Below are 11,765 nucleotides of genomic sequence, written 5' to 3' on the forward strand. Positions count from 1 at the left end.
CTGTTTAACATGCCGAAATCCGATTGTCAGGTAACTTACTGAGAAACAACTGCGCCATAGGGCAAATTTTTGCTGATAGGTCATCCTGCGACGCGGCGGCAAGTCAGAAAATGGATAAGCAAAACAGAAAAAAGAGCGCATAGCGCTCTTTTCCCGTTCTTCGTTCTCCCCATCGGACTGGGCCGACTTATTGATGACACGTTACGAAAGGATGTGAGAGCGGTCAACAGGAAAAATTCAATTATGCGCGGGTCTTATGCTGCAATGCCGCGAAAAAAAAGGGCCGTACCCGAAGGCACGGCCAGTCTGACAGGGAGGAAGTGCCGCGCACCAAAATGGACATGAAGGCTCGCGGCAAAATCACTATGGCACGCAAAGGTTAAGGTTGTATGCTTTTAGGGTACTTTGCCGGAAAGGCGTAGCCCGAAAAGGATACCGACAGCGTGACTCAAAATATTTTCATCGGTGGCGGAGGCGACGACTATTCCGTCCAGCAATTCCTCGATCTGGGCTACGCCAACCGCCACGGGCTGATTGCAGGGGCGACCGGAACCGGCAAAACCGTCACCTTGCAGATATTGGCCGAAGGGTTTTCCGCTGCCGGCGTGCCGGTTTTTCTTTCGGACGTCAAAGGCGATCTTTCCGGTCTTGCCCAGGCGGGATCACCGACCCACAAGCTGCATGGGCCCTTTACGGACCGCGCGAAAACCATTGGCTTTGATGATTATAGCTACGCGTCATTTCCAGTGACGTTCTGGGACATGTTCGGCAAGCAGGGCCATCCGGTTCGCACCACGATCTCTGAGATGGGGCCTCTGTTGCTGGGTCAACTGCTCGGCCTCAGCGAGGCCCAGGAGGGGATATTGAACATCGTCTTTCGTGTCGCCGATGAAGACGGCTTGCCGCTGCTTGACCTGAAAGATCTGCAATCACTGCTGGTTTGGGTGGGTGAAAACGCCGCCACCTTGGCGCTGCGCTATGGCAATGTGTCGACCTCGTCGGTCGGTGCGATACAGCGTCGTCTGCTGGTGCTGGAAAATCAAGGCGCTGCGGATTTCTTTGGCGAACCGGCCCTGGCCTTGTCTGACCTGATGCGCCACGATGCCGATGGCCGTGGCATCATCAACATTCTCGCGGCCGACCAACTGATGACCTCCCCCAAACTCTACGCGACCTTTCTTTTGTGGCTGCTGTCCGAACTCTTCGAAGAGCTTCCCGAAGTCGGCAATCCGGATAAACCAAAGCTGGTGTTTTTCTTCGACGAAGCCCACCTGCTGTTTGACGATGCTCCCAAAGCGCTGTTGGACAAGGTCGAACAGGTTGCACGTCTGATCCGCTCCAAGGGTGTCGGTGTCTATTTCGTTACTCAAAACCCCGCCGATGTGCCCGAAGATATTCTGGGACAGTTGGGAAACCGTATCCAACATGCCCTGCGGGCCTTTACTGCCAAAGACCGCAAGGAACTGCGCCAGGCCGTACAAACCTACCGCGAAAACCCGCGCTTCGATACCGAAGAGGCGATCCGCGAAGTCGGGGTCGGCGAAGCGGTTACCTCGATGTTGCAGAAAAAAGGCGTGCCCGGTGTGGTAGAAAGAACATTGATCCGCCCACCTTCCTCGCAATTGGGTCCGATCGACGCGGCCAGCCGCGCCACGCTGATTGCTCAAAGCCCGATGGCCGGGAAATACAACCCCAGACTGGACCGCCAATCCGCTTGCGAGATGCTCGCCGCTAGGTCTGAAAACGCCGCGATCGCAGCCGCGGATGCCGAAGAAAAGGCCGACGCGGACGATAGCCCGGCTGAGCTTCGCGAATATAACTCAGCCCGGCGTTACACGGGAAAGCGCGTATCGCGTTCCACGGCCAAGCCTCGCAAAGCGGATGCCGAAGGCTGGGGGGATGCGATCGCCGGTGTGGTCATGAAGGAACTCAAGGGTACGACCGGCCGCCGCATCGTTCGCGGTATCCTCGGCGGGCTTTTCAAAGGTCGCTGACCTGATATTCCAAATGGAATTAAATCCTCGCCGAAGGCAGGCCATATCCGCAGGGATATGGCCTATTCTTCGTCGCTATTTCTCCGGAATCAACCCGCGCGGGCTGAAGCGCAATACCAACAACAACACCGCGCCCATCGTCATCAGTCGCATATGAGCGGCGGATTCGATCAAATGATCCTTCAACCAATACCCGTCGGTCATGCTCATGGTCACAAGGTTCATCAGCCACAAACCCATCGGTTCGACCATCACCCACAGATACCACATCAGGAAGCCGCCCAATACAGCCCCGAGATTGTTGCCCGACCCGCCGACAATCACCATGACCCATATCAAGAACGTAAAGCGAAGCGGCTGGTACGACCCCGGTGTCAACTGGCCGTCCAGCGTCGTCATCATCGCTCCGGCAATCCCGCAAATGGCAGAGCCCAGTATAAAGACCTGCAAGTGCCGCGCGGTCACGTCTTTTCCCATCGCTTCGGCGGCGGTTTCGTTGTCGCGGATCGCGCGTAACATGCGGCCCCATGGTGAATGCAATGCCCGCTGGCTCAACCACAACAAGATCAGCAGTACGCCGGCAAACAACGCCACATACAAGACCTTGACCCACAGGGTCGATGCCTCCACCGGATCGAATCCAAGGCTGGCGGCGCGCTCCACAAAACCCGGATCATTTTGCAGGTCGATCTCATAGGGGACGGGGCGCGGGATGCCGATCACGTTTTTCACTCCGCGCGCCAGCCAGTCTTCGTTCTTCAGAACGGCGATGATGATCTCGGCAATGCCCAGCGTTGCAATTGCCAGATAATCCGAACGCAGACCCAGAGCTGTCTTGCCGATGATCCAGGCCGCGCCGGCAGCTAGTAATCCACCGACCGGCCAGGCCAGTATCACCGGCAGGCCAAGCCCCCCCAGATAGCCGGTCTGCGCCGGGTTGAGCGCCTCTATCGCTTCGACCGCCGGGTCAAGCACGGCCCGGAACAGCATGAACCCGGCCACCAGGATCGCGGTGATCGTTACCATACGCAGCCATCCCTTGCGCATACGTTTGGCAACAAGGGCGGTCGCGAAGATCGTGACGGCCCCCATGAGCAACGCGGCGGTGATCCCCCATCCACCTGCCGACCACCCCCCCAGCGTAGGCGGCATGCCGATCAACACTGCGGCCAGGCCCCCCAAAGCGACAAACCCCATGATGCCCACGTTGAACAGACCTGCAAAACCCCATTGCAGGTTTACCCCCAGGGCCATGATGCTTGAAATCAACCCCATCGAAATGATCAAGAGCGCCGCGTTCCAGCTTTGTGTAAAGCCGGTAAAGACGATCAGGGCCGCGATGATGGCAAAAAGGCCGGTGTTTCTAAGTGTCTCGTTCATACCGATTGCCCCTTGAAAAGACCGGTGGGTTTGAACAGCAACACGATCAGCAGGATCACGAAGCTTACGGCGAATTTGTAATCGGTCGACATCAGTTGCACCAAGCTGTCCGGCTCGAACCCGGTGGGCATCAGATACCCCAGAACTTTTTTCCAGGCATAGGTTATTGTCACCTCGGAAAACGCGATGACAAACCCGCCCGCGATGGCACCCACAGGGTTACCCAGACCCCCGACGATGGCCGAGGCGAATATGGGCAGCAAGAGCTGGAAATACGTGAATGGTTTATATGACTTGTCCAACCCGTAAAGAACGCCGGCGGTGGTCGCCAGACATGCTACGATGACCCAGGTGATCATGACCACGCGTTCAGGGTTGATGCCGGATAAAAGCGCCAGATCCTCGTTGTCCGAATAGGCGCGCATCGACTTGCCGGATCTGGTCTTGTTCAGGAACCAGAACAGTAACGCGACCACGATGACTGCGGTAACCACTGTCAGGCCTTGGGTGGTCTTGATCGCCAGCCCTTCCTCCAGGCCGGTCATTTTCTTGAAGGTCCTTGCCGAAATGATAAACCGCTCACCGTCCAGGAAATTCTGGTCGTCGGAACCGATGATAAATCGGGTGATGCCGTTGTAGATAAACGTGACACCCAGCGATACGATGACGAAGATCACCGGTTTCGCCTTCTTTTCACGATAAAATCTGTAAACCAGACGGTCGGTACCCAATAGCAACACAATCGTGAATACGATGGCAAGGGGCAGGGCCAGCAATGCCGTAGGCAGCACCCAAAGGTGTAACCCGATTGCCTGAAACCCCCAGGTGATCAACACCGCCGACATTGCTCCAAGCGCCATGGTGTCACCATGGGCAAAGTTGGAAAACCGCAAGATGCCGTACACCAGCGTCACGCCGAGCGCACCAAGAGCAAGTTGCGAGCCATAGGCGATGCCAGGGACGAGGACGTAGTTGGCCAATGCAATAAATGCGTTCAGTAAATCCATCAGTTGCAGGTCCCTAAATAGCTAATGAGAGTCGGGCCATCAGCGTAATGTACTGTATATCGCGTGGTCCCGTCAGCGGCGATGCTCATCAAGTGACGAGCGGCAAAGCTGCCGCCTGAAAGAGACAAGGCCATATTGGATTTGACCCCGATCAGTTCGATCGTTTCGCTGTCGGTACGCATAAAGCTTTGCACGACAAGGTCATTTGGTGTCAGCCCACCCGCATTCCCGGAAATTTCCGGGGCGAAGTCGGTCTTGGTGCACGGCTCGCCTTCGACGCATTCGAAAGCGAAACTGCATGTCATCTCGATATCCTGTCGAAATGGTGCGGTGTCGAGCGTCAGCTCTTCCATCGCGCCCTCGGCGTCATGGTTTTCAGTGGTTGTCCCGGTATCCTGTGCCTGTACGGAGGTCGTGAAAAAGGCCAGAGCAAGTATAATGAACCAGCGCATGTCTTACCCTCCCAAGAACGATTTTCGGACCTCGGGGTCGGCCAAAAGCTCTTTGCCCGTGCCGGTAAATGCATTGGCACCTTGCACCAGCACATAGCCTTTGTCGGCAATCTCCAACGCCTGCCGCGCGTTCTGTTCGACCATCAGGATCGGGATTCCCGTGCGGGCTACCTCGATGATCCGGTCAAAGAGTTCATCCATGACAATGGGCGACACCCCCGCGGTCGGTTCATCCAGCATCAGCACCTTGGGCTGGGTCATCAATGCACGGCCCACAGCCACCTGTTGACGTTGCCCGCCCGAAAGCTCGCCCGCCGGCTGAAGCCGCTTTTCCTTGAGGATGGGAAACAGGTCATAAACCTGCGTCATGGTATCGCGGAAATCATCGCGGCGGATGAAGGCACCCATCTCAAGGTTTTCCTCCACTGACATCGATGTGAAAATATTCGAGGTCTGCGGGACAAACCCCATCCCCTTGGCGACGCGGTCTTGCGGCGACAGGGCGGTGATGTCTTCTCCGTCAAGTCGCACGTGACCCTGGCGCACGTCCAACATACCAAATACCGCTTTCATCGCCGTGGATTTGCCTGCGCCATTGGGGCCGACGATCACCGCGATCTCGCCTTTTTCGACGGCGATGGTGCAGTCATGCAGAATGTCGGGCCCATTGCCGTAACCGCCGGTCATGCCATCACCGATCAGGAAAGGGCCGCCGGGGGCAGGGTGGCTCTTGCCGCCCTGTCTGACGGGTTGCGCCGTGCCTTGGCCTTTCGGGTTTCCGATCGAAATATCGTGGTTGCCTCGGTCCCCGTATGGATCAGTCATGTTGGTTTCTTTCATTCGTTCGCCTGGGTAGTTGGCGCAATCGCGTCAGCGCAGGTGATTTCATCCGCGCAGCTGTCCCGCAGCATCATCGCCACTTCAAACGATATTTTTTCCATTTCTTCCAAGGGCATCGTGTCTGCGCTATCAAGATAGACCATGATCCGCGACGACCCTACCTCCGACAGCATCACAGCGCTCATGGTGCGGCTGCCGTCAATTTCGTCATACTGCAAGTGTCGCAGCGTCAACCCACGGGGGGTTACGATCTTGTCAACCTGAAGCACTTCGGGCGGGGTCGTATTTTCGGCTGCTATCGATGCGGTATAGGTATCGAACTGCTCTGACAGCGTTGTCGAACTGTCGCTGATTTCAAAGCCGGGCCACTGATCGGTGAAGTTCAATATCACCTCTCCAAGATAACGCGTTGTGCCGTCGCCAACCGGGTCCCAGGTGGCATTTTCCCACGCGGTGCCGCGGTCACACATCCAAACGGATTCTGACAGTTGGGAACAGGCAGCCGACGCCTGTGGCAATGCGGTCATCACGACGCTCGCCCATACAGCCAACCCGAATTTCATGCGGTCACGGTCTTGTTTTTCAGGCCGGTCCCAAGATACGCTTCTATGACCTGTTCGTTCGCCTTGATTTCGGGCAGCGTCCCTTCGGCCAGAACCTTGCCTTCGGCCATGCAGATGACCGGATCACACAGGCGTCCGATAAAATCCATGTCGTGTTCGATCACAACAAAAGTATACCCACGTTCCTGGTTAAGGCGGATGATGGCGTCACCGATGATATTGAGCAAGGTGCGGTTTACGCCGGCACCAACTTCGTCAAGAAACACGATCTTGGCGTCAACCATCATGGTCCGGCCGAGTTCAAGCAATTTTTTTTGACCACCGGAAATCTGCCCGGCTTTTTGCTCGGCCAGATGTTCAATCGTCAAAAACTCGAGAACCTCGTCGGCTTTGGCCTTCAGGGCACGTTCCTGGTCCGCAATCCGCTTGCGGCCAAACCAGGTATTCCAAAGCGTTTCGCCAGCTTGATCGCCCGGAACCATCATCAGGTTTTCGCGGCAGGTCATCGATGAAAATTCGTGGGCGATCTGAAAGGTTCTAAGCAGACCCTTGTGAAACAGGTCATGCGGCGGCAATCCGGTGATGTCTTCGCCGTCCATCATCACGCGGCCCGATGTGGGCTTTAGTACGCCGGCTATCACGTTGAACAAGGTGGTTTTTCCGGCACCATTCGGGCCGATCAAACCGGTGATGGTGCCCTTGTCAATGGTCAGGCTCGCGCCATCGACGGCATGAAACCCGCCAAAGTGTTTGTGTACGTCGTCAACGACGATCATATGAATATCCCTGTGTCCACGTCGTAGATGCGTGGTTTTTCTTACTCAAACAGCAGCCCGATTGCCCGGGCTGCTGATAATGATGTGGTAATCTAAAGAACTTATTTGAAACCGATGGTTTCGATCTTGCCGTCTTTGACCTCGATCATCCGGTAGGTCCCTGCGGATTCACCGGCTCCGATCAGCTCGACCGCGGAGGCACCGACATAGTCGACATCCTTGCCCGCCGCGATCAATTCGAGCGCTTTGGCGAGCTCACCAGGATAGATTTTCTCTCCGGGGGCGTTGGCGACATCAAGGATCTTGGGGCCGTATTTTGCCGGATCCATTGAATCGGCTGCCTGCATCGCCAGCAGGAAAAGTGCTGCGGCGTCATAGGATTCGGGGGTGTAGGGCGACGTGCCGTTAAATCCCGCGTCTTCCGCCATCTTCGAGAAAGTGTCGATGCCCTGACCTTCGGAACCTGCGATCTGTCCGTAAGATCCGTTCAGATCGTCGCCGATACGGTCGGGCAAAGTGTCACCGATCATGCCGCCTGGCAGTCCGAAGGTATCGAACGCACCGGTGTCCAAAGCCGCATTGATGATACCTGGGCCGCCCTGGTCAAGGTAGCCAGCGACAACCAGGATATCCCCACCGGCAGAGGCCAGTGCACCGACTTCGGCCGAATAATCTGCCTTGCCGTCTTCATGCGCGGCCACGATGGTGACCTCGCCGCCCACGGCTTTGAAGCTGGTTTCGATCGCATCGGCCAGACCCTTGCCATAGTCGTTGTTGGTATAGGTCAACGCAATGGATTTCACACCGCGTTCCTTGAGGATCTCTGCCATGACTTCCCCCTCACGCGCATCAGACGGCGAGGTGCGGAAGAACAGGTCGTTGTCGTCCATCGTCGACAGACCAGGGGATGTTGCCGAAGGCGATATCATCACCATGCCATTCGGTATCGCGACGTTCTGCAAAACCGCTCCTGTCACACCAGAGCAATCTGCGCCAATCAGCCCGTTGATCCCCTCGGAGATCAGCCTTTCGGCACCCGATACCGCGAGCCCATTATCAATACAGCCGGAATCCGCGCGGATCGACGTCACCTTGGCACCACCCAGCAAAAGGCCGCTGTCGGTAACTTCTTTCATGGCCATTTCGGCACCGGCGGCCATCGGGCCCGTCAGCGATTCAATGGGACCGGTAAAGCCGAACTCCACGCCCAGTTTCACTTCTTTGCTGTGAGCGTCTGCAAATGCGTTCGTCGCAAGCAATGCCGCAGCCGTTGTGGCCATAAGCATCTTTTTCATTGATTATCTCCCGTGTTGGAACGTTATGTTCAGCGCAAAGCCTATGCGGCGGACTTCCAAAAGAAAAGTCTAATTGTAGATTGGCACGCTCCGGGAGCCTACCGCGACCTGCCTTTAAATCGACAGTCTTGTCGCGTGCGAGCCACGCTCGCGGTAGGGGGTCGTGTCATAATGGGCGCGATAGCATTTGGAAAAATGCGAAGGCGATGCAAACCCGCAGGCAAGGGCGACATTGATGACGCTCATGTCGGTCTGCATCAAAAGGTTTCTGGCTTTCTGAAGCCGCAACTCCATGTAATAGCGCTTGGGACTGCGGTTGAGATAGCGGCGGAACAGCCGCTCGAGCTGCCGGGTCGACATACCTACATCACGTGCAAGAAAGGACGGGCTGATCGGTTCTTCGATGTTGGCTTCCATCATCTGGATAACCTGGCTCAACTTGGGGTGTCGCACACCGATGCGCGTCGGAACCGACAACCGCTGGGTATCCTGATCGGTCCGGATCGAGCTGTAGATCAACTGATCTGCGACCGCGTTGGCAAGGTCTTCGCCCAGATCATCGGCGATCAGCTTGAGCATCAGGTCGATCGAAGATGTCCCGCCAGCGGTGGTCATCCGGTTGCCATCGACCACAAACACCGATTTGGTCAGGTTCACTTCTTCAAAGTCTTCGGAAAAGCTGTCTTGGTTTTCCCAATGGATCGTCGCCCGCTTCCCGTCCAGCAATCCGGCCTTGGCCAAGGTGAATGCAGCAGTACACAGCCCCCCCACCATCATGCCCTTTCGGGCCTCGCGGCGCAGCCACCCCAAAAGCTTCTTTGTTGTGGCGGTCTGTACATCTATACCGCTGCACACCACCAATGTATCTTCGCGACGCAGTTCATCCAGATCGCCGTCGAGGGTGAATTCCGCACCCGCAGAACAGCGTACCCGCCCGCCACCTTCACCGATCAACCGCCAGTCATAGACGCTGCGCCCCGCCATACGGTTGGCGATCCGTAAACATTCCACGGCCGAAGCAAAGCTGAGCATCGTAAAGTTTTCAAGCAGCACAAAGACGAAAAGACGCGCCTTTTCATCTTTGGCAATGATACGTGTAGCCGCGCGGGCGTCTGACATCTCGTCGCCTTTCGGGTTGACTTGAGTTAATGGGCATAGCGGAAGCTGCCCCTCAAAACCTGCCGAAAACCTTGCCCATGAGGCGGCATCAAGGTCAATAGGGTGAATTTCGGTTCTGGTCACTCGGCACAGGGTTTTGTATACCAAAGACCTAAATGTTTGCGCCTGACAATGGGGCGCTGCGTAGTTCGGAGAGAAATGATGACCGATTGGACAAAATCAAGCTGGCGCGACAAACCGCGGATCCAGATGCCCGACTATCCTGATCAGGACGCGCTGCGCGCCGTCGAGGCTGAATTGTCCCGGTATCCATTGTTGGTTTTTGCAGGCGAAGCCCGCCGTTTGAAAAAGCATCTGGCCGCGGCTGGCCGGGGCGACGCGTTTTTGCTTCAAGGCGGCGATTGCGCCGAAAGCTTCGAGCAGTTCAGCAGCGACATGATCCGCGACACGTTCAAGGTTATGCTGCAAATGGCGATCGTGCTGACCCACGGTGCCAAAGTTCCGGTCATCAAGCTGGGCCGGATGGCCGGTCAGTTTGCCAAGCCACGTTCGGCACCCACCGAAGTTGTCGGTGGCGTGGAGCTTCCCAGCTACCGCGGTGACATCATCAACGAACTGGCATTCACAGCCGAGGCCCGCATCCCGGACCCCAAAAAAATGCTGCGTGCCTACACTCAGGCCGCCGCGACGCTGAACCTGATCCGTGCGTTTTCGACCGGTGGTTATGCGGATGTGCATCAGGTGCATGGCTGGACCCTGGGCTTTACCGAAAGCGAAAAGGCCGAGAAATACCGCGAGATCGCGAACCGCATTTCAGACACGCTTGATTTCATGGCGGCGGCCGGTGTGACCGCCGAAACCGCGCATACCTTGCAATCGGTTGAATATTATACAAGCCATGAATCGCTTCTTCTGGAATACGAAGAGGCGCTGTGCCGTCAGGACAGCCAGACCGGCAAATGGCTGGCGGGGTCTGGCCACATGATCTGGATCGGCGACCGTACCCGCCAACCCGATGGCGCGCACGTCGAATTCGCGCGCGGTGTCCAGAACCCGATCGGCCTGAAGTGTGGCCCGACCATGACAAGCGACGACCTGAAGCAGTTGATGAAAACGCTGAACCCCCAGAACGAGGAGGGTCGCCTGACCCTGATCGCGCGGTTTGGAGCGGGCAACGTGGGCGAACACCTGCCGCGTCTGATCAAGACCGTGCAGGAAGAGGGCGCAAACGTGGTATGGACCTGCGACGCGATGCACGGCAACACCATCAAGTCTTCGAGCGGCTACAAGACACGGCCCTTCGATTCCGTATTGCGCGAGGTGCGGGAATTCTTTTCGGTTCACGCAGCCGAAGGTACTGTGCCCGGCGGTGTCCATTTCGAGATGACCGGCCAGGATGTCACTGAATGCACCGGTGGTGTCCGTGCCGTCCAGGACGAGGATCTGTCAGATCGGTACCACACCGCCTGTGATCCCCGCTTGAATGCCAGCCAATCGCTTGAGCTGGCATTTTTGGTCGCGGAAGAGCTATCAGCGCGGCGCGCAGCTCATCAAGTCAAGGCGGCAGGCTGACACCTTGGTCCCATTACAAATCGACCGCGTAATCCATCGGTTGCGCGGTTGATCCTTTTGTAGGGCTTATTTCTCGGGGTCCACCAGGCGCAGGTAGCCCGGACGCGGTCGTTTTGGGTCACTGTCAAATACCGGCGGCTTTTCCGCAAATCCCTGAACAGGCCGTACGGCGGGCGGCGGCATATCCATGGGAAGCGACGCGCCGCCCGAACGAAGCGGGGTGATCTTTGCGCTTCTCATGTCAAAACGGCAGGGACTGCCCGGCGGGGTGCCTTTGGTCATGAGGCAACCAAGCATCCGACTGGTGTCGCCCATATCGCTTTTTAGCGGCAAGAGCAGCATGCGTCCTTGTATCTGGCCCTCGCGGTTCCCAAGTTCGAGCATTCCGATTGCAGGGGTCTCGAACAGTTCTTCCATCATGAGATTAAAGCGTTGTCGTGCTTCTATTTGAATGAACGAGGTGATCGCCATACCGCGCACTTCCATTCCCATCAACTCGTTCAGGTGGCTACCCGCGACGCGCAATCGTGCAACCCCCGGTTTGATGCGTTCCAGGATGAAGGCGTGGTGCAATGCGGGTTCCAGGCCTCTGGGGTCGATCTGGGACCGCTTGGGAATGATCTGTTCTCCGCGCAACGATTCCCAATACGCCTGGACTTGCGCCAACACGGTGAGATCGGGGTCTGAAACATCTTCTGTCATTGAAATAATATTCTGTGGTTTTGGTTGCTTTGGCGTATCAAGTGGCGGTTAATTCTCTTTGTGGC

At 56.8% G+C, this 11,765-nt stretch carries 11 protein-coding genes; 2 read left to right on the plus strand and 9 right to left on the minus strand.

What is annotated here, in order from left to right:
* Positions 1–443 precede the first annotated feature (443 nt).
* Positions 444–1,994 (plus strand): helicase HerA-like domain-containing protein, encoded by a 1,551-nt coding sequence (locus tag AC13DE_RS19060; protein WP_483048722.1) that lies wholly within the window; start codon positions 444–446, stop codon positions 1,992–1,994.
* Between the two features lie 75 nt (positions 1,995–2,069).
* Here the strand turns inward: AC13DE_RS19060 and AC13DE_RS19065 are convergent, their stop codons facing one another.
* From AC13DE_RS19065 to AC13DE_RS19100, 8 genes are all read right to left on the minus strand, one after another.
* Positions 2,070–3,374 (minus strand): branched-chain amino acid ABC transporter permease, encoded by a 1,305-nt coding sequence (locus AC13DE_RS19065; protein WP_483048723.1) that lies wholly within the window; start codon positions 3,372–3,374, stop codon positions 2,070–2,072.
* Positions 3,371–4,381 (minus strand): branched-chain amino acid ABC transporter permease, encoded by a 1,011-nt coding sequence (locus tag AC13DE_RS19070; RefSeq protein ID WP_446297290.1) that lies wholly within the window; start codon positions 4,379–4,381, stop codon positions 3,371–3,373. The genes AC13DE_RS19065 and AC13DE_RS19070 overlap by 4 nt, the downstream gene beginning before the upstream one ends.
* On the minus strand, positions 4,381–4,833 hold the full coding sequence (locus AC13DE_RS19075) for a hypothetical protein (protein ID WP_446297289.1): 453 nt from the start codon (positions 4,831–4,833) through the stop codon (positions 4,381–4,383). The genes AC13DE_RS19070 and AC13DE_RS19075 overlap by 1 nt, the downstream gene beginning before the upstream one ends.
* Before the next feature lie 3 nt (positions 4,834–4,836).
* The gene (locus tag AC13DE_RS19080) at positions 4,837–5,658 is read right to left on the minus strand and encodes an ABC transporter ATP-binding protein (protein ID WP_446297288.1); all 822 of its coding nucleotides are present in this window, start codon (positions 5,656–5,658) and stop codon (positions 4,837–4,839) included.
* An 11-nt stretch (positions 5,659–5,669) separates the two neighbouring features.
* Positions 5,670–6,236, minus strand: coding sequence for a hypothetical protein (locus tag AC13DE_RS19085; protein WP_446297287.1), 567 nt, complete (start codon positions 6,234–6,236; stop codon positions 5,670–5,672).
* The gene (locus tag AC13DE_RS19090; protein ID WP_446313625.1) at positions 6,233–7,012 is read right to left on the minus strand and encodes an ABC transporter ATP-binding protein; all 780 of its coding nucleotides are present in this window, start codon (positions 7,010–7,012) and stop codon (positions 6,233–6,235) included. Before AC13DE_RS19090 ends, AC13DE_RS19085 begins: the two co-directional genes overlap by 4 nt.
* Positions 7,013–7,113: 101 nt before the next feature.
* Positions 7,114–8,307, minus strand: a complete 1,194-nt coding sequence (locus AC13DE_RS19095; protein ID WP_446297285.1) for an ABC transporter substrate-binding protein — start codon at positions 8,305–8,307, stop codon at positions 7,114–7,116.
* 114 nt (positions 8,308–8,421) lie between these two features.
* Positions 8,422–9,426, minus strand: coding sequence for a GlxA family transcriptional regulator (locus AC13DE_RS19100; RefSeq protein WP_446297284.1), 1,005 nt, complete (start codon positions 9,424–9,426; stop codon positions 8,422–8,424).
* A 201-nt stretch (positions 9,427–9,627) separates the two neighbouring features.
* Between AC13DE_RS19100 and AC13DE_RS19105 the strand changes: the two genes are divergently transcribed.
* Entirely contained in the window at positions 9,628–10,998 is a 1,371-nt protein-coding gene (locus AC13DE_RS19105) for a class II 3-deoxy-7-phosphoheptulonate synthase (RefSeq protein ID WP_446313624.1), read from the plus strand.
* 66 nt (positions 10,999–11,064) lie between these two features.
* Here the strand turns inward: AC13DE_RS19105 and AC13DE_RS19110 are convergent, their stop codons facing one another.
* Positions 11,065–11,700, minus strand: coding sequence for a PAS domain-containing protein (locus AC13DE_RS19110; protein ID WP_446295323.1), 636 nt, complete (start codon positions 11,698–11,700; stop codon positions 11,065–11,067).
* Positions 11,701–11,765 lie beyond the last annotated feature (65 nt).

Source organism: Sulfitobacter sp. L-8 (assembly GCF_056859255.1).